The sequence below is a fragment of the Pseudomonas sp. MF08875 genome, assembly GCF_059862525.1.
The window spans coordinates 51765-75671 of the sequence record NZ_JCBCUW010000015.1 but is presented as its reverse complement, the minus strand read 5'-3'; the positions used below and the strand labels follow the sequence as shown (position 1 = coordinate 75671).

Sequence of the window (23907 nt, the reverse complement as noted above, 5' to 3'; positions counted from 1 at the left end):
ATGGGGCGCGTATCATACATGAAAAAAATCGTCGGTCCGTTGCCAACTGACCGACGTATTACGCGTCAAGGGCTACAAATACAGGTTCAGCTACTGCGCATCAGCGGGTAGAGCTCTTTGAGCAGCTTGCGTCGGCTGATGACCAGTTGCCAGCGATGCCCACCCAGTTGCCGCCACAGGCGCGCCGAGCGAATGCCGGCCAGGAGCAGGGCGCGGATCTTCGAGGCATTGCTGGGCTGCTGCAGGTTGCGCATGTCGCCGTGCACCTGGATGCGCTGGCGCAGGGTGCTCAGGGTGTCCTGGTACAGCGCGCCGCACGCAGCGATGACATTTTCATGGGCGGGGCCGAAATGCTCTACCTGCGCCTGGATCTGCGGCAGGCGTTTGCCGATGGTTTCCAGCAGGTCGTCGCGCTTGGCCAGTTGCCGCTCCAGACCCAGCATGGACAGGGCGTAGCGCAGTGGCTCGCGCTGCAAGGTGTTAGGGTCGCGCTCAAGGGCGCCGATGAGGGCGCGGTAACCTTCGCGCAGGTTCAGGTCATCGCCGCCGTAGACTTCCAGGGTGTCCTTGGGGTCGCGGATCAGCAGGCTGCCGAGCATGCAGCTCAGGCCCGCCTCGGTGACCTGCCCGGTCTTGGCAATCTTGTCCACCAGTACCGCGGCAAGGAACACCCCGCCCAGGGCTGTCAGTTGCTCCTGAGTCGGGCTCATGCCGGGTTGCTCCAGGGTTCGGCGACTTCGATCACGCCGCCACCCAGGCAGATTTCACCGTCATAGAACACCACGGATTGCCCCGGTGTGACCGCCCGTTGCGGTTCATCAAAGGTAGCGCGATAGCCATCGGCGGTTTTTTCCAGGGTGCAGGGCTGATCGCTCTGGCGATAGCGCACTTTGGCGGTGAGCCGGCGCGGTGCGCTCAGATCGATCGGGTTGACCCAATAGATGTCGGAGGCGAGCAGGGCGCCTGAAAACAGCCAGGGGTGATTGTTGCCCTGGCCGACGATCAGTTCGTTGTGCTCCAGGTCCTTGACCAGTACGTACCAGGGCTCATCGCCTGCATCTTTTAGGCCGCCGATGCCCAGGCCCTGGCGCTGGCCGATGGTGTGGTACATCAGGCCATGGTGGCGGCCGATGACCTCGCCTTCGGTGGTTTTGATCTCGCCCGGTTGTGCGGGCAGGTACTGCTTGAGGAAGTCGCTGAAGCGGCGTTCGCCGATAAAGCAGATCCCGGTGGAGTCCTTTTTCTTGGCGGTGGCCAACTCGTGCTTTTCAGCGATAGCGCGCACCGCGGGTTTTTCCAGCTCGCCGACCGGGAACAGGGTCTTGGCGATCTGCTCGCCACCCACGGCGTGGAGGAAGTAGCTCTGGTCTTTGTTCGGGTCCAGGCCCTTGAGCAGCTCGGTACGGCCATCGATATCGCGGCGGCGCACGTAGTGGCCTGTAGCAATCAGGTCGGCACCCAGCATCAAGGCGTAGTCGAGGAACGCCTTGAACTTGATTTCGCGGTTGCACAGGATGTCCGGGTTCGGCGTGCGCCCGGCCTTGTATTCGGCCAGGAAGTGCTCGAACACGTTGTCCCAGTATTCGGCGGCGAAGTTGGCGGTGTGCAGCTTGATGCCGATCTTGTCGCAAACGGCCTGGGCGTCGGCCAGGTCGTCCATGGCGGTGCAGTAGTCCGTTCCATCGTCTTCTTCCCAGTTCTTCATGAACAGGCCTTCCACCTCATAGCCCTGCTCGATCAGCAGGAGGGCGGAAACGGAAGAATCCACGCCGCCGGACATGCCGACGATGACGCGCTTCTTTTGTGTGTCAGAAGGGGCTGGCTCACGCATAGGAATTCAACGGGTGTCTTGAAAAAGGACGCGATTCTAGCAGGCCGCAGCCCGCAAGGCTAAAGAGAAGGGCGGATCAGCGCCAGGCTGTGGCGCGAGCCGGCCAGATAATCGTCGATGCAGCGGATAATCAGCTCGCTGCGCCAGTGCTCGCGTCGGGCTATCAATTCGTCGCGGGCCAGCCAGCGGGCACCGATGATGCCGTCGTCGAGTTGATAATCGGGGTGGTGTTTGAGGGGCTTGGCGGCGAAGCACACACGTTGGTAGGTCACGCCGTTGCTGGGGGCGGTGTAGAGGTAGAGGCCAACCACCGCGGTGGGTTCGACGTCCCAGCCGGTTTCTTCCAGGGTTTCGCGAACGGCGGCCTCAATCAGGGTTTCGTTCGGGTCCAGATGGCCGGCGGGTTGGTTGAGCACGGCGCGGCCGCCCTTGGATTCTTCGACCATCAGGAAGCGGCCGTTGTCTTCGACGATGGTGGCGACGGTGATGTGGGGCTGCCAATCCATAGAACTTCCTCGATTTCAGGTTTATGCAGGGGATGTTAGGTGGACTTTTTGTGGGGTGAACCTGCAGGCGATAGCAATGTGCCGGCTGATACCGCTGCGGGATGATAAACCGTTATCGCGCGCAAACTCGTTCATGTAGGGCAATCAAGGTCCGCAAAGCACAAACCCCGGCACGGGGCCGGGGTTTGTGGTGGCGGCGCGGGGGGCAATCAGGCAGCCAGGCTGTCCGATACCAGGGCCGCGATGGCGTCGTTGAAGGTCTTGCTTGGACGCATTGCCTTGCGCAACAGCGCCGGGGTGGCGTGGTAGTAGCCGCCGATATCCACTGGCTTGCCCTGGACCGCGTTGAGCTCGGCAACGATGGTTGCCTTGTTCTCGGCCAGGGTCTGGGCCAGGGTGGCGAATTGCGCTTGCAGGGCGCTGTCTTCGGTCTGGGCGGCCAGGGCCTGGGCCCAGTACAGCGCCAGGTAGAAGTGGCTGCCGCGGTTGTCGATGTTGCCGACTTTGCGCGAAGGCGACTTGTTGTTGTCCAGGAACTTACCGGTGGCTTGGTCCAGGGTTTTGGCCAGCACCTGCGCCTTGGGATTGTCGTAGGTGGTGCCCAGGTGCTCCAAGGAAGCGGCCAGGGCGAGGAACTCACCCAGGGAGTCCCAGCGTAGGAAGTTCTCTTCCAGCAGTTGCTGCACATGTTTGGGCGCGGAGCCGCCAGCGCCGGTCTCGAACAGGCCGCCACCGTTCATCAGCGGCACGATCGACAGCATCTTGGCGCTGGTGCCCAGTTCCATGATCGGGAACAGGTCGGTCAGGTAGTCGCGCAGTACGTTGCCGGTGACCGAGATGGTGTCCTGCCCCGCGCGGATACGCTTGAGGGTGAACGCCATCGCCTCGACCGGCGACATGATGCGGATGTCCAGGCCCGAGGTGTCGTGATCCTTCAGGTAGGCCTGAACTTTCTCGACCACGACGCCATCATGGGCGCGCATCGGGTCCAGCCAGAAAATCGCCGGGGTTGCACTGGCGCGGGCACGGTTGACCGCTAGTTTGACCCAGTCCTGGATCGGTGCGTCCTTGGTCTGGCACATGCGAAAGATGTCACCGGCCTCGACCGCTTGCTCCAGCAGCAGGTTGCCTTTGCTGTCGGTGACGCGAACCATGCCGTCAGCCTTGATCTGGAAAGTCTTGTCGTGGGAGCCGTACTCTTCGGCCTTTTTCGCCATCAGGCCCACGTTCGGCACGCTGCCCATGGTGGTCGGGTCGAAGGCGCCGTGTTGCTTGCAGTCTTCGATTACCGCTTGGTAGATGGTGGCGTAGCAGCGATCCGGGATCACGGCCTTGGTGTCGTGCAACTGGCCGTCGGTGCCCCACATCTTGCCGGAGTCACGGATCATGGCGGGCATCGAGGCGTCGACGATCACGTCGCTCGGTACGTGCAGGTTGGTGATGCCTTTGTCGGAGTTGACCATCGCCAGTGCCGGGCGGACTGCGTACACAGCCTGGATGTCGGCTTCGATCTGGGCTTGTTGCTCCACCGGCAGGGCCTTGATGCGCGCGTAAAGGTCACCGATGCCGTTGTTCAGGTTGAAGCCGATTTCGCGCAGCACATCAGCGTGCTTGCTCAGGGCGTCCTGATAGAACTCGGCAACGATCTGGCCGAACATGATCGGGTCGGAGACTTTCATCATGGTGGCTTTCAAGTGCACCGACAGCAGTACGCCTTGTTTTTTGGCGTCTTCAATTTGCGCGGCGATGAAGGCGCGCAGGGCCTTTTTGCTCATGATGGCGCAATCGATGATCTCGCCGGCTTGCACGGCGGTCTTTTCCTTCAGGACGCTGACGCTGCCGTCCTGGGCGATCAGTTCGATTTTGACGCTGTCCTTGGTTTCGATCAGTGCGGCTTTTTCGCTGCCGTAGAAGTCGCCGTTGCTCATGTGGGCCACGTGGGACTTGGAGTCCGCAGCCCAGGCGCCCATTTTGTGCGGATGCTTGCGGGCGTAGTTCTTGACTGACAGCGGGGCGCGGCGGTCGGAGTTGCCTTCGCGCAGCACCGGGTTCACGGCACTGCCCTTGATCTTGTCGTAGCGGGCGCGGGTTTCTTTGTCGGCGTCGTTGGCCGGCGCTTCCGGGTAGTCCGGCAGCTCGAAGCCCTTGGCCTGGAGCTCCTTGATCGCAGCCTTGAGCTGGGGGACCGAAGCACTGATGTTGGGCAGCTTGATGATGTTGGCTTCTGGCGTGATGGCCAGGTCGCCCAGTTCTGCCAGGTCGTCCGACACCGCTTTGTCCGTGCTCAGTTGCTCGGTGAAGCTGGCGAGGATGCGTGCTGCAAGAGAGATGTCACGGGTTTCCACGGCGATATCGGCCGAAGCGGTGAAGGCTTCGATGATCGGGAGCAGGGAGTAAGTGGCGAGGGCGGGAGCTTCGTCGGTGAAGGTGTAGATGATCTTCGAGCGGGTGGGCATATTCGGATTAACTCTCTTCTGGCTAAGCGTGCTCGGAAACTCGAGATGCGCGTGATAGGCGCTTTCGTTCAAAGTCATCCATGAGCCGAAAGTCGAGGTTTCTTCGCGATGATGTTGGGTGCATCAATCAAACGTCGGACGGCCGGTTTGCGGTAGCAGCGCGGCCTCTTCAGGGCTGAAAGTCTCATTCCTGACAGGGTTGTGTTCTGTGACCCAGTGGTCACCGGCGCATTATACATAGGTCTTTAGTACTACGCTGGCGGCGAATGCGGGCGGGGGGTTGTCCTTTGGTCTAAAGGCTCGTGCCCGGTGGGGGCCTTACACTGCGCGCCCTGGTGCTGCACTTTGTCGGTTCCCTCGTTGCTTTGCAGCTTGTAGGGCGCCAAAAGTACAGGTTCGGTCCCAGATGAGTGGAACATAAGGTTCCCGTCCAGATTCAACTGGGTTACGCTCCTGCGCAGCCAGATGTTCAATCCACACAACGGAGTCCAGCATGGGATACAAGAAGATTCAGGTTCCAGCAGTCGGCGACAAAATCACCGTCAATGCAGACCATTCTCTCAATGTTCCTAACAACCCGATCATCCCTTTTATCGAAGGTGATGGCATTGGCGTCGATATCAGCCCGGTCATGATTAAGGTTGTCGATGCGGCTGTTAAGAAAGCTTACGGTGGCGAGCGCAAAATCTCCTGGATGGAAGTGTACGCCGGTGAGAAGGCCACTCAGGTCTACGATCAGGACACCTGGCTGCCTCAGGAAACCCTGGACGCCGTCAAAGACTACGTTGTCTCCATCAAGGGCCCGTTGACCACGCCAGTCGGCGGCGGTATCCGTTCCCTGAACGTGGCCCTGCGCCAGCAACTGGACCTGTACGTTTGCCTGCGCCCTGTGCGTTGGTTTGAAGGCGTGCCTAGCCCGGTCAAGAAGCCTGGCGACGTCGACATGACGATCTTCCGCGAAAACTCCGAAGACATTTATGCCGGTATCGAGTGGAAGGCGGGTTCGCCGGAAGCGACCAAGGTCATCAAGTTCCTGAAAGACGAAATGGGCGTGACCAAGATCCGTTTCGACGAAAACTGCGGCATCGGTATCAAGCCGGTTTCCCTGCAGGGCACCAAGCGTCTGGCTCGCAAGGCACTGCAGTATGTAGTCGATAACGACCGTGACTCGCTGACCATCGTGCACAAAGGCAACATCATGAAGTTCACCGAAGGTGCCTTCAAGGAATGGGCCTACGAAGTGGCGGCCGAAGAATTCGGCGCGACCCTGCTTGATGGTGGTCCTTGGATGCAGTTCAAGAACCCAAAAACCGGCAAGAACGTCATCGTCAAGGATGCCATTGCCGACGCCATGCTTCAGCAGATCCTGCTGCGCCCGGCCGAGTACGATGTGATCGCCACCCTGAACCTCAACGGTGACTACCTGTCCGACGCCCTGGCGGCGGAAGTGGGCGGTATCGGTATCGCTCCGGGCGCCAACCTGTCTGACACCATCGCCATGTTCGAAGCCACCCACGGTACGGCCCCGAAGTACGCAGGCAAAGACCAGGTGAACCCGGGTTCGCTGATCCTGTCGGCGGAAATGATGCTGCGTCACATGGGCTGGACCGAAGCGGCCGACCTCATCATCAAGGGCACCAATGGCGCCATCTCGGCCAAGACTGTGACCTATGACTTCGAACGCCTGATGGACGGTGCCAAACTGCTGTCGTCTTCTGCGTTCGGCGATGCCCTGATCTCTCATATGTGAGCTGATCTGCGCTAAGCAAAAACCGGCCATTTCATTTGATTGATATGGCCGGTTTTTTATATCTGAATGTTTGGTTGTTCTTAGGTTGCAGCGGCTTCTTTTCTTGGTGTCGGGCTGCTTGTGCCGGCGTTGGGGGTATCGATATTGGCGCTGATTTTGATGGCATGCAGTCCCTTGGGGCCCTGGATGATTTCGAACTTCACTGGCTGACCCGCTTTCAGGGTCTTGTATCCATCCATCTCGATAGCTGAATAATGGGCAAACAGGTCTTCTGTCTTGCCTTCTTCGTTGATAAATCCATACCCCTTGGCATTGTTAAACCATTTGACCTTGCCGCTTGCCATACTCATATCCCTCTGCAACAGACTCCATCACTGGAGTATCATCCAGTTAATCTGCACTCAAAACGGAAAATCCGGTTGACGGTGCGGACCTTTATTACCCAATGTGGGCTCCTATTGGTTGTAACACCGTTTTGCTGATAGTCAAGGTGACTGGGCGGATGGAGTTGAAATCCTCCCGGGGAGCCCCCACCACTGTATTTGCACAACTGACGAACCTTTCTTTCCATGCATGCAATCAGCCAGATTCGACTAACATTCAATCAGGATCGCCCGGACCTACACGACGACGATTCCGCAGGCATTGCTGTACAGGAGGCTAAGCCTGCCCTACAGGCGCCACCGATGTACAAGGTGGTTTTGTTCAATGATGACTACACACCGATGGATTTCGTCGTCGAAGTGCTCGAGGTGTTTTTTAACCTGAATCGCGAGCTGGCGACCAAGGTCATGCTGGCCGTTCATACAGAAGGACGGGCAGTATGTGGAGTGTTTACCCGCGACATCGCCGAGACCAAGGCCATGCAGGTCAACCAGTACGCCAGGGAAAGCCAGCATCCGCTACTCTGTGAAATCGAGAAGGACGGTTAACTCCGACCACTTGGGTATGAGGTGAAGCTATGTTAAACCGCGAGCTCGAAGTCACTCTCAATCTCGCCTTCAAGGAGGCTCGCTCAAAGCGTCATGAGTTCATGACGGTCGAGCACCTTTTGTTGGCCCTTTTGGATAACGAGGCCGCCGCCACTGTGTTACGTGCGTGCGGCGCCAACCTCGACAAACTCAAGCACGATCTGCAGGAGTTCATCGACTCCACCACGCCGTTGATCCCTGTCCATGACGAGGATCGCGAAACCCAGCCAACCCTGGGGTTTCAGCGGGTTCTGCAGCGTGCTGTCTTCCATGTACAGAGCTCGGGCAAGCGGGAAGTGACTGGCGCCAACGTGCTAGTCGCCATCTTTAGTGAGCAAGAGAGTCAGGCCGTGTTTCTGCTCAAGCAGCAGAGCGTTGCGCGCATTGATGTCGTCAACTACATCGCCCATGGCATTTCAAAAGTGCCGGGGCATGGCGATCACTCTGAAGGTGAGCAAGATATGCAGGACGATGAGGGCGGTGAGTCTTCCTCTTCAGGCAATCCTCTGGATGCGTACGCCAGCAACCTCAATGAACTCGCGCGTCAGGGTCGTATCGACCCGCTGGTAGGGCGTGAGCTGGAAGTGGAGCGCGTCGCCCAGATACTGGCGCGTCGACGCAAGAACAATCCTCTGTTGGTCGGCGAGGCGGGTGTGGGTAAAACCGCGATCGCTGAAGGCTTGGCCAAGCGCATTGTCGATAATCAGGTGCCAGACCTGCTGGCTAACAGCGTTGTCTACTCCCTGGACCTGGGGGCGCTGCTCGCCGGGACCAAATACCGCGGCGATTTCGAGAAGCGTTTCAAAGCGTTGTTGGGTGAGCTGAAAAAACGTCCGCAGGCCATCCTTTTTATTGATGAGATCCACACCATCATTGGTGCTGGTGCGGCCTCTGGTGGCGTGATGGATGCCTCGAATCTGCTCAAGCCGTTGTTGTCTTCGGGCGACATTCGTTGCATCGGTTCCACTACGTTTCAGGAGTTTCGCGGTATTTTCGAGAAGGATCGCGCCTTGGCGCGGCGCTTCCAGAAGGTTGACGTGTCAGAGCCTTCGGTAGAAGACACCATTGGAATTTTGCGCGGCCTTAAAGGGCGTTTTGAGCAGCATCACAATATCGAGTACAGCGATGAGGCATTGCGCGCGGCTGCCGAGCTGGCATCGCGCTACATCAATGATCGGCATATGCCCGACAAAGCCATCGACGTTATCGACGAGGCGGGCGCCTATCAGCGCCTGCAACCGGTCGAGAAGCGCGTGAAGCGTATTGAGGTGCCGCAGGTTGAAGATATTGTGGCCAAAATCGCTCGTATTCCGCCTAAGCATGTCACCAGTTCTGATAAGGAACTGCTGCGCAATCTTGAACGGGATCTGAAACTCACCGTGTTCGGCCAGGATGCCGCTATCGATTCATTGTCGACCGCGATCAAGTTGTCTCGCGCAGGGCTCAAATCGCCCGACAAGCCCGTAGGCTCCTTCCTGTTCGCGGGGCCGACCGGTGTTGGCAAGACCGAAGCTGCCAGGCAGTTGGCCAAGGCCATGGGTATCGAGTTGGTGCGCTTCGACATGTCCGAGTACATGGAGCGGCATACCGTGTCCCGCTTGATCGGCGCACCTCCCGGGTATGTCGGTTTCGACCAGGGCGGTTTGTTGACCGAGGCTATCACCAAGCAACCGCATTGCGTGTTGTTGCTCGATGAGATCGAGAAGGCGCACCCGGAAGTCTTCAACCTGTTGTTGCAGGTCATGGACCACGGGACGCTGACGGACAACAACGGGCGCAAGGCAGATTTCCGTAATGTGATCCTTATCATGACAACCAATGCGGGTGCGGAAACGGCAGCGCGCGCGTCTATTGGCTTCACTTTCCAGGATCACTCTTCTGACGCCATGGAAGCGATCAAGAAGAGTTTCACGCCGGAGTTCCGCAACCGCCTGGATACCATTATCCAGTTCGGTCGCCTCAGCCACGAAGTCATCAAAAGTGTGGTGGACAAATTCCTTACCGAGCTTCAGGCGCAGTTGGAGGACAAGCGTGTGCTGTTGGAGGTGACGGATGCGGCGCGGGGGTGGCTGGCCGAGGGTGGCTACGATGTGCAAATGGGTGCCCGCCCGATGGCTCGTTTGATCCAGGACAAGATCAAGCGCCCCCTGGCCGAAGAGATTCTCTTTGGCGAGTTGGCCGAGCATGGCGGCGTGGTACATATCGATCTGAAGGATGGCGAGCTGACCTTCGAGTTCGAAACCACGGCTGAAATGGCTTGATAGTGAGCTGGCAGTAAAACAAAAAGGCGCTTGAATGCGCCTTTTTGTTGCCTGTTAATTTGCGCAAACAAAAACGCCCGGTATGAACCGGGCGTCTTGTATTGACTTGCTTAGCGAGCGCGGTAAGTGATGCGACCTTTGCTCAAGTCATAGGGCGTCAGCTCGACGCGCACTTTGTCACCGGTAAGAATACGAATGTAATTCTTGCGCATCTTGCCGGAGATATGCGCGGTTACGACGTGCCCATTTTCCAACTCCACGCGAAACATGGTGTTGGGCAGGGTGTCGACGACAGTGCCTTCCATTTCGAAGCTGTCTTCTTTCGACATGCAGTAAAGCCCTCGGTATCCAATGAATGGCCCGGTGCAACTGCGCCAGGCAAAAGCGGCGTGCATTGTGCCCGAAAAATGGGGTTTAAGCCAAGGGCTTCTAACTCATGGTCACCCAACGTTGATTAATGAGCAGCTCGATGGGGCGATATTGGGTCTTGTAGTTCATCTTTTTGCAGTTCTTGATCCAGTAGCCGAGGTACACCGCATCCAGCTCCAGGCGCCGGGCCTCGGCGATTTGCCAGAGGATGGCATAGCGCCCGAGGCTGCGCCGCTCTTCCTTGGGCTCATAAAAGGTGTACACCGCCGAGAGCCCGTTGGGCAGTAGGTCGCTGACCGCTACCGCGAGCAGGCGACCGTCAAGACGGAACTCATAGAACCTGGAGAAGGGCAGTTCGCGGACCAGAAAGGTTGAAAACTGTTCGCGGCTGGGTGGGTACATGTCGCCGTCGGCGTGACGTTGCTCGATGTAGCGTTGGTAAAGGTCGAAGTATTCTTCGCTGAACGTGGGCTTGGCCGGTTGCACATGCAAATCCGCATTGCGCTTGAAGATGCGTTTCTGCTGGCGGTTGGGCAAAAATTGCGCTGCGGGGATGCGTGCGGGGACGCAGGCGTTGCAGTTCTGGCAGTGGGGCCGGTAGAGGTGGTCGCCGCTGCGGCGAAAGCCCATCTCCGACAGGTCGGCATACACATGCACATCCATGGGCTGGCTAGGGTCGAGAAAAAGCGTAGTCGCCTGCTCTTCGGGCAGGTAGCTGCAAGAGTGAGGCTGAGTGGCATAGAACTTCAGGCGCGCCAACTCGGTCATGGTCAACCCTCGGAATAAGCTTTGGGTAAGTGTAAGCCAGCTTGGTAAAAGGCGCCTAGGGAACCCAGGTGGCGCTGTTGGGCTGGTCGAGATGGCGGGCCAGGTAGCCTGCGAACTCGCGGCGGGCGAGGGCGCGGGCGCCGAGGCTGTGCAGGTGTTCGGTGGGCATCTGACAGTCGATGAGGACAAAGCCTGACCGCTCAAGGTGCTTGACCAGGGTGGCGAAGCCGAACTTGGAGGCGTTGTCGGCGCGGCTGAACATAGACTCGCCAAAAAACAGTTGCCCCATCGCCAGCCCATAGAGCCCGCCGACGAGCACGCCCTGGTCCCAGACCTCGACCGAATGGGCATACCCGCGCTTGTGCAGCTCCACGTAGGCGTTCTGCATCGCCTCGGTGATCCAGGTGCCGTCGGCATATTTCCGGGGCGCTGCGCAGGCCTGGATGACGGCAGCGAAGTCCTGGTCGAACGTTACCTGGTAGCGTTGCTGGCGCAGCAGCTTGGCCAAGCTGCGGGAAATATGTAGTTCGCTCGGAAATAGGACGGTGCGCGGGTCTGGCGACCACCAGAGGATGGGCTGGCCTTCGGAAAACCATGGGAAGCAGCCATGGCGGTAAGCCTGGATCAGGCGATCGGCGCTCAGGTCGCCGCCGGCGGCCAGCAGCCCGTTGGGCTCGCGCATGGCTTTTTCCAGCGGCGGGAAGGCGAGGGAGTTGCGTTGTAACCAGGTCAGCATGGCATTCAGGCTTATAGCAGGGCCGATACAGACAGTAGGGGCTGTGTCGGCGAAGACGAGGGTTGTTGGGTATCTGCAACTCTACACGGCCATCAGGGTCGAACTCGGGGTGGCTTCGAGGCGGTAGTACGGTACTGGCACTTCAGGGCCCGGGATCCGGCGCAAATGCTCTGCTCCGTTCATAAAACCTCTCATAAGCCTTTGTCACAAAAGACAATGCGTGCTCAAATTGGCCCGCATCTGCCGGCCTGCTGGCTATGCTACACCCAAGCCGTCGCGACGTGGCATCGCCCGTGCAAACCCGTACAATGGCCATTCGGCGTGCACTTTGCTTCAAGAATGAAGAGCACAGTGTTAAAAATAGTTTCAGTTATGCTTGTTAACTTGTTGCCTGCCCGGATTGGGCAGTTTTTATAGTCAATCAACAGTTGGTCGCGCTACGGCGCAGGAAAAGACGCGTTTTGAAGAAATCCACGGCAGCACCTAAAGCAGTAGTTCCTCTCTGGCGCCAGCAATTGCACTACCGGTTAAAGGAAGGTGCACTGATTGCCATTGGCGCATTGTGCCTGTTTCTGATGATGGCATTGCTGACTTACGGCAAGGACGATCCGGGCTGGAGCCATAACAGCAAGATTGATGACGTGCAGAACTTCGGCGGCCCCGCCGGTTCTTATAGCGCCGATATCCTGTTCATGATCCTGGGTTACTTCGCCTATATCTTCCCGTTGTTATTGGCCATCAAGACCTACCAGATATTTCGCCAGCGCCACGAACCCTGGCTGTGGAGCGGTTGGCTGTTTTCCTGGCGCCTGATCGGCCTGGTGTTCCTTGTGCTGTCGGGCGCAGCCCTGGCCCACATCCACTTTCACGCGCCCACCGGCTTGCCGGCTGGGGCCGGCGGTGCGTTGGGCGAGAGCCTGGGCGACCTCGCGAAGAACGCGCTGAACATCCAGGGCAGTACGCTGATGTTCATCGCGTTGTTCCTATTCGGCCTGACAGTATTTACCGACCTTTCGTGGTTCAAGGTCATGGACGTGACCGGCAAGATCACCCTGGACCTCTTCGAGTTGTTCCAGGGCGCGGCCAACCGTTGGTGGGCGGCCCGTGTCGAACGCAAACAACTGGTTGCGCAGTTGCGCGAGGTCGATACCCGGGTCAACGAAGTGGTGGCGCCTACGGTCACCGATAAGCGCGAACAAGCCAAGGTCAAAGAGCGTTTGATCGAGCGTGAACAAGCCTTGAGTAAGCATATGTCCGAGCGGGAAAAACAAGTTCCGCCGGTTATTGCACCGGCTCCGGCCAAAACGCCGGAACCGAGTAAGCGTGTTCAAAAAGAGAAACAGGCACCGTTGTTTGTCGACAGTGCAGTTGAAGGCACTTTGCCACCAATCTCTATCCTGGACCCGGCTGAAAAGAAGCAACTCAATTATTCCCCCGAGTCTTTGGCCGCCGTCGGTCATTTGCTGGAAATCAAACTCAAGGAGTTTGGTGTTGAAGTTTCTGTGGATTCGATTCACCCAGGCCCGGTGATTACCCGCTACGAAATCCAGCCCGCCGCAGGTGTCAAGGTCAGCCGCATCTCCAACCTGGCCAAGGACCTGGCCCGTTCCCTGGCCGTGACCAGTGTGCGGGTGGTGGAAGTGATTCCCGGCAAGACCACCGTCGGCATCGAGATCCCCAACGAAGACCGCCAGATCGTGCGCTTCTCCGAGGTGCTGTCGACACCGGAGTACGATGACGCGAAATCCCCGGTCACCTTGGCCCTGGGCCATGACATCGGCGGCAAACCGGTTATCACCGACCTGGCGAAGATGCCCCACCTGCTGGTGGCCGGTACGACAGGCTCCGGTAAGTCGGTGGGCGTCAACGCGATGATTCTGTCGATCCTGTTCAAGTCCGGCCCTGAAGACGCCAAGCTCATCATGATCGACCCGAAAATGCTCGAGTTGTCGATCTACGAAGGCATCCCGCACCTGCTGTGCCCGGTGGTCACCGACATGAAGGACGCCGCCAACGCCCTGCGCTGGAGCGTGGCCGAGATGGAGCGGCGCTACAAACTGATGGCGAAGATGGGGGTGCGCAACCTGTCGGGCTTCAACCATAAGGTCAAGGAAGCTCAGGACGCAGGCACGCCGCTGACCGACCCGTTGTACAACCGCCAAAGCATCCACGACGAAGCGCCGTTGCTGACCAAGCTGCCGACCATCGTGGTCGTGGTCGATGAATTCGCCGACATGATGATGATCGTCGGCAAAAAGGTCGAAGAGCTGATCGCCCGTATTGCCCAAAAGGCCCGTGCCGCCGGTATCCACCTGATCCTCGCCACCCAGCGTCCTTCGGTGGACGTGATTACCGGCCTCATCAAGGCCAACATCCCCACGCGCATGGCATTCCAGGTATCGAGCAAGATCGACTCGCGCACCATTATCGACCAGGGTGGCGCCGAGCAACTGCTGGGCCACGGCGACATGCTCTACATGCCGCCCGGCACCAGTCTGCCGATCCGGGTGCACGGCGCTTTCGTCTCCGATGACGAGGTGCACCGCGTGGTAGAGGCCTGGAAACTGCGCGGCGCACCGGAATACAACGATGACATTCTCAATGGCATCGAAGAGGCCGGCAGCGGTTTTGATGGCGGCAGTGGCGGCGGGGAAGAAGATGCCGAAACCGACGCCTTGTACGACGAAGCGGTACAGTTCGTGCTCGAAAGCCGTCGCGCCTCCATCTCTGCCGTGCAGCGTAAGCTGAAAATAGGCTACAACCGTGCCGCGCGTATGATCGAGGCCATGGAAATGGCCGGGGTCGTGACCTCCATGAACACCAACGGCTCGCGTGAAGTCTTGGCCCCGGGCCCTTCGCGCGACTAAGCACTGATTTGCCACTGGGCGGCGTGCCAGCACGCCGTTCGCCTTCCCACGAATTCTATGAGGACTCCCATGCGTCTGATCCGCATGCTGTTGCTGCCGGTACTGGCCCTGACCACGCTGACCGCCCACGCCGATGACAAGGACGTGGCACGCTTGACCCAATTGCTGGAAAAGTCCCAGACCCTGACGGCGCGGTTCTCCCAACTGACCCTTGATGGTAGCGGCACCCAGTTGCAGGAAACCGCCGGCCAGATGGCATTGCAACGCCCGGGGCTGTTCTACTGGCACACCGATGCGCCGCAAGAACAACTGATGGTCTCCGATGGCCAGAAGGTCTCGCTGTGGGACCCGGACCTGGAGCAGGTGACCATCAAGAAACTCGACCAGCGCCTGACCCAGACCCCGGCCCTGTTGCTCTCCGGCGACGTGTCCAAGATCAGCGAAAGCTTCGAGATCAGCGCCAAGGAACAAAGCGGGGTGATCGACTTCACCCTCAAGCCCAAGACCAAGGACACCCTGTTCGACAGCCTGCGCCTGTCGTTTCGCAATGGGTTGGTCAACGACATGCAGCTGATCGACAGCGTCGGCCAGCGCACCAACATCCTGTTTACCGCGGTCAAGGCCAATGAACCGATCCCCGCGTCCAAGTTCAAGTTCGACATCCCCAAGGGTGCCGATGTGATCCAGGAGTAAGGCGCAGGCCCTGTGGGCACCTGCCACCCGTACCCAGCGAGGTTTGCTAAGTAGTGATGGACCTGTTTCGAAGTGACCCGATCGCTCAGCCACTGGCCGCGCGGCTGCGCGCGACCAACCTGGACGAGTACGTCGGCCAGGAGCACTTGCTGGCGCGCGGCAAACCCCTGCGCGAAGCGCTGGAGCAGGGCGCGCTGCACTCGATGATCTTCTGGGGGCCGCCTGGGGTCGGCAAAACCACCCTTGCGCGGCTGCTGGCGCAGGTCTCTGACGCCCACTTCGAAACCGTCTCGGCGGTGCTGGCCGGGGTCAAGGAAATCCGCCAGGCGGTGGACGTGGCCAAGCAGCAGGCCGGCCAATACGGCAAGCGCACCATCCTGTTTGTCGACGAAGTGCACCGCTTCAACAAGTCCCAACAGGACGCGTTCCTGCCCTATGTCGAAGACGGCACGCTGATTTTCATCGGTGCTACCACCGAAAACCCCTCGTTCGAGCTCAACAATGCCTTGCTCTCCCGCGCCCGGGTCTATGTGCTTAAAAGCCTGGACGAGGCCGCCATGCACAAACTGGTGCAGCGTGCCCTCAGCGAGGACAAAGGCCTGGGCCAGCGTCGGCTGAGCCTGAGCGACGAAGGCTTCAAGATGCTCCTGGCCGCCGCCGACGGTGACGGCCGGCGCCTGCTCAACCTGCTGGAAAACGCCTCCGACCTGGCCGAAGACGGCACGCAGATCGACGAAGACTTGCTGCAAAGCCTGCTGGGCGACACACGGCGGCGCTTCGACAAGGGCGGCGAGGCCTTCTACGACCAGATCTCGGCGCTGCACAAATCCGTGCGCGGCTCCAACCCGGACGGCGCCCTGTACTGGTTCGCCCGCATGCTCGACGGTGGCTGCGACCCGCTGTACCTGGCGCGCCGCGTGGTGCGCATGGCCAGCGAAGACATCGGTAACGCCGACCCCCGTGCCCTGAGCCTGTGCCTGGCGGCCTGGGACGTGCAGGAGCGCCTGGGCAGCCCGGAAGGCGAGTTGGCGGTGGCCCAGGCCATCACTTACCTGGCCTGCGCGCCGAAAAGCAACGCGGTGTACATGGGCTTTAAGGCAGCGATGCGCAGCGCCGCCGAGCATGGCTCCCTGGAAGTGCCACTGCACCTGCGCAATGCCCCGACCAAGCTGATGAAGCAACTGGGCTATGGCGACGAGTACCGCTACGCCCACGACGAGCCGGACGCTTACGCCGCCGGCGAAGACTACTTTCCCGATGAACTGGCGCCGCAACCCTTCTACCAACCCGTGCCCCGGGGCCTGGAACTGAAGATCGGCGAGAAGCTGCGCCACCTCGCGGCCCAGGACCAGGCCAGCCCCCGGCAACGGAGAAAACCGTGATCCCCCTGGTCCTTGCCGTCTCGGCGGGCGGCGTGGCCGGCACCTTATTGCGCTTTGCCGCCGGCAATTGGGTCAGCGCCAATTGGCCGCGGCACTTCTATACGGCGACGCTGGCCGTTAATATCGTCGGCTGTCTGCTGATCGGCGTCCTATACGGTCTGTTTTTGATTCGCCCGGAGGTGCCCGTCGAGGTACGTGCCGGGTTGATGGTCGGCTTTCTGGGCGGCCTCACAACGTTTTCATCCTTTTCACTGGATACGGTGCGCTTGCTGGAAACCGGGCAAGCGCCGCTGGCCCTGGGCTACGCGGCAATCAGCGTATTCGGCGGGCTGCTCGCGACCTGGGCTGGCCTGTCCCTGACCAAACTTTGATAGACGAGAGACCGACATGCTCGATTCCAAACTGTTACGTAGCAACCTGCAGGACGTAGCGGATCGCCTGGCTTCCCGGGGCTTTGTCCTGGACGTGGCCCGCATCGAAGCGCTGGAAGAACAGCGCAAGACCGTCCAGACCCTGACCGAAAAACTCCAGGCCGAGCGCAACGCAGTCTCCAAGGGCATCGGCCAGGCCAAGCAGCGCGGCGAAGACATCGCGCCGCTGATGGCCAACGTCGAGAACATGGGCAACCAGTTGAGTGCCAGCAAGGTCGAACTGGATGAAATCCAGAACGCCCTGGACGCCATGTTGCTGAACATCCCCAACCTGCCCCATGAGTCGGTACCGGTTGGCGCCGACGAAGACCACAACGTCGAAGTGCGCCGCTGGGGCACGCCGACGGTCTTCGACTTCCCGATCAAAGACCACGTGGCCCTGGGCGAGCAGTTCGGCTGGCTCGACTTCGAGACCGCCGCCAAGCTCTCCGGCGCCCGTTTCGCCTTGCTGCGCGGGCCGATTGCGCGCCTGCACCGCGCCCTGGCGCAGTTCATGATTAACCTGCACATCAACGAACACGGCTACGAAGAGGCCTACACGCCTTACCTGGTCCAGGCCCCGGCCCTGCAAGGCACCGGTCAGTTGCCCAAGTTCGAGGAAGACCTGTTCAAGATCAGCCGCGAAGGCGAAGCCGACCTGTACCTGATCCCCACCGCCGAAGTGTCGCTGACCAACATCGTCGCCGGCGAGATCATCGACGCCAAGCAGCTACCGTTGAAGTTCGTCGCCCACACGCCGTGTTTCCGCAGTGAAGCGGGCGCTTCGGGGCGTGACACCCGCGGCATGATCCGCCAGCACCAGTTCGACAAGGTGGAGATGGTGCAGATCGTCGAGCCGTCCACCTCCATACAGGCCCTCGAAGGCCTCACCGCCAACGCCGAGAAAGTCCTGCAACTGCTGGAGCTGCCTTACCGCACCCTGGCCCTGTGCACCGGCGACATGGGCTTTAGCGCGGTCAAGACCTACGACCTCGAAGTGTGGATCCCGAGCCAGGACAAGTACCGCGAAATTTCCTCGTGCTCCAACTGCGGCGATTTCCAGGCCCGGCGCATGCAGGCGCGCTTTCGCAACCCGGAAACCGGCAAGCCTGAGTTGGTGCACACCCTCAACGGCTCCGGCCTGGCGGTGGGCCGCACCCTGGTGGCGGTGCTGGAAAACTACCAACAGGCCGACGGCTCGATCCGTGTGCCAGCAGTACTCAAGCCCTACATGGGCGGCATCGAGGTCATCGGCTAAATGAACTATCTGCCACTGTTCCATAACCTGCGTGGCAGGCGTGTGCTGGTGGTCGGCGGCGGGGAGATTGCCTTGCGCAAGTCCCGCCTGCTGGCCGAGGCCGGCGCGGTGCTGCGGGTGGTTGCTCCCCAGGTCGAAACCCAGTTGCGTGAACTGGTGCAGGGCAGTGGCGGTGAAGTGCTGTTGCGTGGTTACCAGGAGGCCGACCTCGATGGCTGCGTGCTGGTGATCGCCGCCACCGACGACGAACCACTCAACGCCCAGGTGTCCAGCGACGCTACAGGGCGCTGCGTGCCGGTCAACGTGGTGGACGCGCCGGCCCTGTGCAGCGTGATCTTCCCGGCCATCGTCGACCGTTCGCCCTTGGTCATCGCTGTCTCCAGTGGCGGCGATGCTCCAGTGCTGGCGCGGTTGATCCGGGCCAAGCTGGAAACCTGGATTCCTTCCACCTACGGCCACTTGGCGGGGCTGGCGGCGCGTTTTCGCCACCAGGTCAAAGGCTTGTTCCCCGACGTGCAGCAACGCCGGGCCTTCTGGGAAGACGTGTTCCAGGGCCCGATTGCCGACCGCCAACTGGCCGGGCAGGGGGCCGAGGCCGAACGCCTGCTGTTGGCAAAAATCAACGGTGAGGCGCCGCGTGCCGGTGGCGAAGTCTATCTGGTGGGCGCAGGGCCGGGCGATCCGGACCTGCTGACCTTTCGTGCCTTGCGCCTGATGCAACAGGCCGATGTGGTGCTTTACGACCGCCTCGTCGCCCCGGCGATCCTTGACCTGTGCCGCCGCGACGCGGAACGGGTCTACGTCGGCAAGCGCCGCGCCGAACACGCGGTGCCCCAGGAGCAGATCAACCAGCAACTGGTGGACCTGGCCCTGCAAGGCAAACGCGTGGTGCGGCTCAAGGGCGGCGACCCGTTCATCTTCGGCCGTGGCGGCGAAGAGATCGAAGAGCTGGCGGCCCACGGCATTCCCTTCCAAGTGGTGCCGGGGATCACGGCGGCCAGCGGTTGCGCGGCCTATGCCGGCATTCCCCTGACCCACCGCGACTACGCACAGTCGGTGCGTTTCGTTACCGGCCACCTCAAGGACGGCAGCACCGACCTGCCCTGGGGCGACCTCGTGGCGCCGGGGCAAACCCTGGTGTTCTACATGGGCCTGGTGGGCTTGCCGATCATCTGCGAACAACTGATTGGCCACGGCCGCTCGGCCGACACCCCGGCGGCGTTGATCCAGCAGGGCACCACGGTCAATCAGCGTGTGTTCACCGGCACCTTGGGCAATTTGCCGGAACTGGTGGCGGAGCATGAAGTGCATGCGCCGACCTTGGTGATCGTCGGCGAAGTGGTGCAACTGCGCGAGAAACTGGCGTGGTTCGAAGGGGCACAGGCGCAGGTGCTGTAGCCAGCGGGCTTGCTACGCCTGCCAAACCCCTTTGCCCTCCAGCCGCTGCCGATCATGGGCCGCATCAAGCCCCAGGGCCGGGCCCTTGGGCACGATGCCCGTGGGGTTGATGGTGCGGTGGCTGGCGTAGTAATGGCGCTTGATGTGGTCCAAATGCACCGTCTCGCCAATCCCCGGCCATTGGTACAACTCCCGTAGCCAGTTCGACAGGTTCGGATAGTCGGCCAGGCGCCGCAGGTTGCACTTGAAGTGGCCGTGGTACACCGCGTCGAAACGGATCAGCGTGGTGAACAGGCGAATGTCCGCTTCCGTCAGGTAGTGCCCCGCCAAGTAGCGTTTTTCCCCCAGTAACTGCTCCAGATGCCCAAGCTCGGCGAACACCTCGTCGAAGGCCTGTTCATAGGCCTGCTGTGATGTGGCGAACCCGGCGCGGTACACGCCGTTGTTGATCGCCGGGTAGATGCGCTCGTTGAGGGCGTCGATGCTGTTGCGCAGCGGCGCGGGGTAGAAGTCCAGGGTATTGCCGGTGATGCCATCGAAGGCACTGTTGAACATGCGGATGATGTCTGCCGATTCGTTGTTGACGATACGCCCCTGGCGGGTGTCCCACAGCACCGGCACCGTGACCCGGCCGCTGTAGTCGGCGGTATCGGCGGTGTAGCGCTGGTGCAGGAAGTCGAAGCCGTCGAGTGCGTCGCCGGTGCTGCCCAGGGTTTTGTCGAAGGTCCAGCCGTTTTCTAGCATCAGCCAACTGACCACGGACACCTCGATCAGGCTTTCCAGGCCCTTGAGCTTGCGCAGGATCAGCGTGCGGTGGGCCCAGGGGCAGGCCAGGGACACATACAGGTGATAGCGCCCGGCTTCGGCGGCAAAGCCGCCTTCACCGCTGGGGCCGGGCCGGCCATCGGCGGTCAGCCAGTGGCGGCGCTGTGCCTGTTCGCGCTGGAAGGCGCCGTCCTGGCCGCTTTTGTACCACTGGTCGCGCCATTGCCCTTCGATCAACAAGCCCATTGCACTGTCCTCGGCCTAAATAGAGTGGGCCCAGTCTATGCCGATGGGTTCGAACAAAAAGCGCAAAGGGTGGGCGGTAATGATCGATTAAATGGATCGATCCCGTGCGTCCCAATACTGCTGCGCGGTGCTGAACGCCTGCTCGCGATCCTGGCCCAGGCCACGCAAGGCCAGGGCCATGGTGGCGATCAGCGCCAGTTGCGGGTAGCTGTCCTCGACGTCGCCGCGCCATAGCGCCTTGAGGTGCTGCGGGTCGAGGGACGCCGGTTTGACGTGGCGCTGGGCCGACAGCTGCGGCCATTGCTCATCCCAGCTCACGCCGCCACAGATGCCGTACAAATGGCTGTCGGCGTCGGGGTTGATCTCGATCTCACCGCCGTCGCCCTTGATGACCAGGCTGGTGTCCCCCAGCAAACCGCTGGCGTCGCGGTGCACGCCTTGGTAGCCGGGGTGGAAGATGCTTTGCAGGCCGCAGCGCGCGCCGAGGGGGTTAAGGATGCGCGCCAGGGAATGGATCGGCGAACGCAAGCCCAGGGTGTTGCGCAAGTCGATCATCCGTTGCAACTGCGGCGCCCAGTCCACCAGGGGGAAGAACGCCAGGTTGCCGTGCTCCAGGGCTGCGCCCACTTGCTGCCAGTCGCGGCACAGGGGGATGTGTAGGAAGTCGAGCAATTGCTCGCTGTACAGGCGCCCGGCGGTGTGGGCGCCGCCGCCGTGCATCAGGATGCGCACGCCGTTTTGCGCCAGGCACTTGGCCGCCAGCAAATACCAGGGCAGGTGGCGCTTTTTGCCGGCGTAGGTCGGCCAGTCCAGGTCCACGCTCAGCGCCGGGGCGTTGAGGCGTGCGCGCAGGGCTTCGGTGAAACCGGCCAGCTCCTCGGGGCTTTCTTCCTTGTGGCGCAACAGCATCAGGAAGGCGCCGAGTTGGGTGTCCTCGACCTTGCCGTCGAGCAGCAGGCCCATGGCCTCGCGGGCCTCCTCGCGGGTGAGGTTGCGCGCACCGCGCTTGCCTTTGCCCAGGATACGTACGAATTCGGCGAAGGGATGCTCGGCCGGGGTTTCAAGGGTCAGGGCGGGGAAATCGTTCATAGGCAATTGGTCGGCTTGGGCAGGCCCGCCAGCTTGGCGGCGAGTTTGGCGGGAGTGCCATTGAACAGGCGGTTGAGGTGCAGGCTATTGCCCTTGGCCGGGCCCAGTTTCAGGGCCGCGTACTTGATGAGCGGGCGGGTAGCGGGCGAGAGCTGGAACTGGCTATAGAAATCGCGCAGCAGGTCGAGGATTTCCCAATGCTCAGCCGTCAGCTCGATGCCCTCGGCGGTGGCCAGGGCGCTGGCCACTGATGGCGACCAGTCGTTGCGGTCGGCGAGGTAGCCGTCCTTGTCCAGGGCGATGGGGCGGGCGTCGACAATCAGGTCAGTCATAGCCAAGTGTTGACCTTGTCGTGGGCGATCGACAACTGCACGAACCCTGGGTAATCCACGCCAGTGATCCACGCCGGCAACTCCACGGCGCGGGCCTGAGCGTCTTCAAGCAGAACGAAGCGCGGGCTGTTCAGCGCCTGCAAGGCGTTGCACGGCGCGGTGCCCGGTTGCAGGGCGTGCACCGCGTCACCGCACAGCAGCACGCCATCGGCGGCGCCCAGCAGGCGCAGGCAACTGCTGAAGCGGCCATCGGTAAAGGGCGAATGGGACAACACATGCAAAGTCGACATCAGAGGGTTATCACCTGGTCGTAGGAATCGAAGAGGCCGCGGATCTGCTCGGCGTTCAGCGCTTGCAGGCCTTCCAGGCTCCAGTTGTGCAGGCCGCGTTCGGCGGCGCTGGTGCGGCACAGGTAAACCTCTTCCACGCCGAACAGCTCCAGGGCTTGCAGGTTGGCGCTGAGGTCTTTTTGTTCGAGGGCGCGGGCCTCTTGCCCGGTGGCGACCTGGAACACGCCGTCATCGAGAAACAGCAGGCCGATGGGCAGGCCAAAGGCGCCACCGGCAAGGACGATATCCAGGGCTTCACGGGCACCGGGGCCGGACCACGGCGCCTGGCGGCTGACAATCAACAGGGATTTGGCCACGGTTCAGGCGCCTCCAAAACAGATCAGGCGATCGGCGCTCTGCGCCGCGTCATGCAACTGGCCCAGGCCCGACAGCACCCAGGGCGCCTCCACCGTGGCCGTGCGGTTGTAGCGCAGGGCTTCTTCTGCATTGAGCGCACCACGGCGCAGGGCGGCGGCGATGCACACCACGGCGTCGAGCTGGTGTTCTTCGACCAACTCGCGCCATTGCCGCGCCAGGTCCGGTTCGTCCTGGGGTGTGACCAGGCTGCTGGCGGCGTTGTACACGCCGTCCTGGTAGAAAAACAGGCAGGTGATCTGGTGCCCGCCCTCGATCACGGCCCGGGCAAACAGCAGGGCGCGGCGCGAAGAAGGCGCGTGGGCGGCGCTAAACACAGCAATGGCGAATTTCATGACGGACTCGATGGCAAAACTGCGGCCATGATAATGCTTTCTCGACGGCCTCGCGAAAGCGCGTTCAGCGCGGCATATAGCCCAGTTGCCAGCGCCGCGGAATTTTCAGGCACACCAGCCCCAGCGCCGCGGCCAGCAAGCCGCTGACATACAGGGCCTGGAACCCCAGGCGATGCTCCAGCATCGCGCCCAGCACCGCACCGACAAACATCCCGGCCCACGGGATCAACTGCACGCGCCAGCCGTTGCGCTGCTCGCCCAGCATCCAGCGCCCCAGGCCACGGCCAAAGCGCGACAGGGCGCCGGTAACGTAGGTCAGGCCTACCGGCAGGCCGTTGACCTGCTCCACGGCGGCATTGAGCATGCCCATGGCGATGATCGCCGCCAGCAACGCTGGCAATTGCGTGGCAAACGGCCAAGCCGCCGCGCCGCACAGCAAGGTGGCGATGCACAACAGCAACGGCAGCGCCCGGCGCCCGCCGAGCCGGCCGACCACGATGCCCAGGGCATTGCCGGCGACGAAGGCCGCGACCACGATCATCAGGCGCAGGGTCAGGCCCAGGTCGCCTTCGCTGATGGCCACCGCCAGGCGCGTGGTGTTGCCGCTCATGAACGACACGAAATCGCCGGTGGCCATGAAACCAATGGCATCGGTCATGCCCGCCAACACGCTCAGGGCCGCCACCAGGCTCAGGCCAATGCGCCCGCGCAGCTTTTGCAGGCGCAGCAGGCCGGGGTGGGTGCGTAGTGGGGTGGGTGAAGGCAGCATTAGCACGCGCT

24 protein-coding genes are annotated in these 23907 nt (G+C 61.2%); 9 read left to right on the top strand and 15 right to left on the bottom strand.

The genetic code is table 11. The features are described from left to right. Positions 1-86 precede the first annotated feature (86 nt). From hflD to AC19YT_RS11065, 4 genes are all read right to left on the bottom strand, one after another. A complete protein-coding gene (gene hflD, locus AC19YT_RS11080; protein ID WP_095109944.1) occupies positions 87-710 on the bottom strand; it encodes a high frequency lysogenization protein HflD in 624 nt (207 codons plus the stop codon). Then, positions 707-1831: a tRNA 2-thiouridine(34) synthase MnmA gene (gene mnmA, locus AC19YT_RS11075; protein WP_500598816.1), complete on the bottom strand. Its 1125-nt coding sequence runs from the start codon at positions 1829-1831 to the stop codon at positions 707-709. Before mnmA ends, hflD begins: the two co-directional genes overlap by 4 nt. Positions 1832-1890: 59 nt before the next feature. Then, positions 1891-2337 carry an NUDIX hydrolase gene (locus tag AC19YT_RS11070; protein ID WP_500610238.1) on the bottom strand — a complete coding sequence of 149 codons (447 nt, stop codon included), beginning with the start codon at positions 2335-2337 and terminating at the stop codon, positions 1891-1893. A 209-nt stretch (positions 2338-2546) separates the two neighbouring features. Beyond that, positions 2547-4793: an NADP-dependent isocitrate dehydrogenase gene (locus tag AC19YT_RS11065; protein WP_500610237.1), complete on the bottom strand. Its 2247-nt coding sequence runs from the start codon at positions 4791-4793 to the stop codon at positions 2547-2549. A 493-nt stretch (positions 4794-5286) separates the two neighbouring features. Between AC19YT_RS11065 and icd the strand changes: the two genes are divergently transcribed. Then, on the top strand, positions 5287-6543 hold the full coding sequence (gene icd / locus AC19YT_RS11060; protein WP_095109940.1) for an NADP-dependent isocitrate dehydrogenase: 1257 nt from the start codon (positions 5287-5289) through the stop codon (positions 6541-6543). An 80-nt stretch (positions 6544-6623) separates the two neighbouring features. Here icd and cspD read toward each other — a convergent pair whose 3' ends face one another. Continuing rightward, positions 6624-6887: a cold shock domain-containing protein CspD gene (cspD, locus tag AC19YT_RS11055; protein ID WP_176465138.1), complete on the bottom strand. Its 264-nt coding sequence runs from the start codon at positions 6885-6887 to the stop codon at positions 6624-6626. A 225-nt stretch (positions 6888-7112) separates the two neighbouring features. Here cspD and clpS point away from each other — a divergent pair, with 225 nt between their 5' ends. Both clpS and clpA read left to right on the top strand, forming a co-directional pair. Then, positions 7113-7475, top strand: a complete 363-nt coding sequence (gene clpS / locus AC19YT_RS11050; RefSeq protein ID WP_015094394.1) for an ATP-dependent Clp protease adapter ClpS — start codon at positions 7113-7115, stop codon at positions 7473-7475. A gap of 29 nt (positions 7476-7504) precedes the next feature. Beyond that, on the top strand, positions 7505-9775 hold the full coding sequence (gene clpA / locus AC19YT_RS11045; protein WP_095109938.1) for an ATP-dependent Clp protease ATP-binding subunit ClpA: 2271 nt from the start codon (positions 7505-7507) through the stop codon (positions 9773-9775). A gap of 110 nt (positions 9776-9885) precedes the next feature. Here clpA and infA read toward each other — a convergent pair whose 3' ends face one another. The 3 genes from infA to aat form a co-directional block, all read right to left on the bottom strand. Next, complete coding sequence (gene infA / locus AC19YT_RS11040; protein WP_002553999.1) at positions 9886-10104, bottom strand: translation initiation factor IF-1; 219 nt, start codon at positions 10102-10104, stop codon at positions 9886-9888. Between the two features lie 100 nt (positions 10105-10204). Beyond that, positions 10205-10912: an arginyltransferase gene (locus tag AC19YT_RS11035; protein ID WP_095109937.1), complete on the bottom strand. Its 708-nt coding sequence runs from the start codon at positions 10910-10912 to the stop codon at positions 10205-10207. Between the two features lie 55 nt (positions 10913-10967). After that, positions 10968-11648: a leucyl/phenylalanyl-tRNA--protein transferase gene (aat, locus tag AC19YT_RS11030; protein ID WP_500610236.1), complete on the bottom strand. Its 681-nt coding sequence runs from the start codon at positions 11646-11648 to the stop codon at positions 10968-10970. A 428-nt stretch (positions 11649-12076) separates the two neighbouring features. On the opposite strand from aat, the gene ftsK reads away from it, so the two are divergent. The 6 genes from ftsK (at position 12077) to cysG (ending at position 19656) form a co-directional block, all read left to right on the top strand. Then, the gene (gene ftsK, locus AC19YT_RS11025) at positions 12077-14515 is read left to right on the top strand and encodes a DNA translocase FtsK (protein ID WP_371856241.1); all 2439 of its coding nucleotides are present in this window, start codon (positions 12077-12079) and stop codon (positions 14513-14515) included. Positions 14516-14584: 69 nt separating this feature from the next. Beyond that, positions 14585-15208, top strand: coding sequence for an outer membrane lipoprotein periplasmic chaperone LolA (lolA, locus tag AC19YT_RS11020; protein WP_095109934.1), 624 nt, complete (start codon positions 14585-14587; stop codon positions 15206-15208). 56 nt (positions 15209-15264) lie between these two features. Further along, entirely contained in the window at positions 15265-16590 is a 1326-nt protein-coding gene (locus AC19YT_RS11015; RefSeq protein WP_500598824.1) for a replication-associated recombination protein A, read from the top strand. Continuing rightward, entirely contained in the window at positions 16587-16961 is a 375-nt protein-coding gene (crcB, locus tag AC19YT_RS11010) for a fluoride efflux transporter CrcB (protein ID WP_095109932.1), read from the top strand. The genes AC19YT_RS11015 and crcB overlap by 4 nt, the downstream gene beginning before the upstream one ends. A gap of 16 nt (positions 16962-16977) precedes the next feature. Continuing rightward, complete coding sequence (serS, locus tag AC19YT_RS11005) at positions 16978-18258, top strand: serine--tRNA ligase (protein ID WP_500610235.1); 1281 nt, start codon at positions 16978-16980, stop codon at positions 18256-18258. Next, positions 18259-19656, top strand: coding sequence for a siroheme synthase CysG (gene cysG / locus AC19YT_RS11000; RefSeq protein WP_095109930.1), 1398 nt, complete (start codon positions 18259-18261; stop codon positions 19654-19656). Between the two features lie 12 nt (positions 19657-19668). On the opposite strand, the gene AC19YT_RS10995 is transcribed toward cysG, so the two are convergent. From AC19YT_RS10995 to AC19YT_RS10965, 7 genes are all read right to left on the bottom strand, one after another. After that, on the bottom strand, positions 19669-20667 hold the full coding sequence (locus AC19YT_RS10995; RefSeq protein WP_500598828.1) for a glutathione S-transferase family protein: 999 nt from the start codon (positions 20665-20667) through the stop codon (positions 19669-19671). An 87-nt stretch (positions 20668-20754) separates the two neighbouring features. Further along, positions 20755-21756, bottom strand: coding sequence for a glycosyl transferase family protein (locus AC19YT_RS10990; protein ID WP_500610234.1), 1002 nt, complete (start codon positions 21754-21756; stop codon positions 20755-20757). Then, on the bottom strand, positions 21753-22088 hold the full coding sequence (locus tag AC19YT_RS10985) for a TusE/DsrC/DsvC family sulfur relay protein (RefSeq protein WP_095109927.1): 336 nt from the start codon (positions 22086-22088) through the stop codon (positions 21753-21755). Before AC19YT_RS10985 ends, AC19YT_RS10990 begins: the two co-directional genes overlap by 4 nt. Beyond that, positions 22085-22378, bottom strand: a complete 294-nt coding sequence (tusB, locus tag AC19YT_RS10980; protein ID WP_500598832.1) for a sulfurtransferase complex subunit TusB — start codon at positions 22376-22378, stop codon at positions 22085-22087. The genes AC19YT_RS10985 and tusB overlap by 4 nt, the downstream gene beginning before the upstream one ends. Then, a complete protein-coding gene (gene tusC, locus AC19YT_RS10975) occupies positions 22378-22734 on the bottom strand; it encodes a sulfurtransferase complex subunit TusC (protein ID WP_500598833.1) in 357 nt (118 codons plus the stop codon). The genes tusB and tusC overlap by 1 nt, the downstream gene beginning before the upstream one ends. Positions 22735-22737: 3 nt before the next feature. Next, on the bottom strand, positions 22738-23127 hold the full coding sequence (tusD, locus tag AC19YT_RS10970; protein WP_500610233.1) for a sulfurtransferase complex subunit TusD: 390 nt from the start codon (positions 23125-23127) through the stop codon (positions 22738-22740). Between the two features lie 64 nt (positions 23128-23191). Then, entirely contained in the window at positions 23192-23896 is a 705-nt protein-coding gene (locus tag AC19YT_RS10965) for a YoaK family protein (RefSeq protein ID WP_095109923.1), read from the bottom strand. Positions 23897-23907 lie beyond the last annotated feature (11 nt).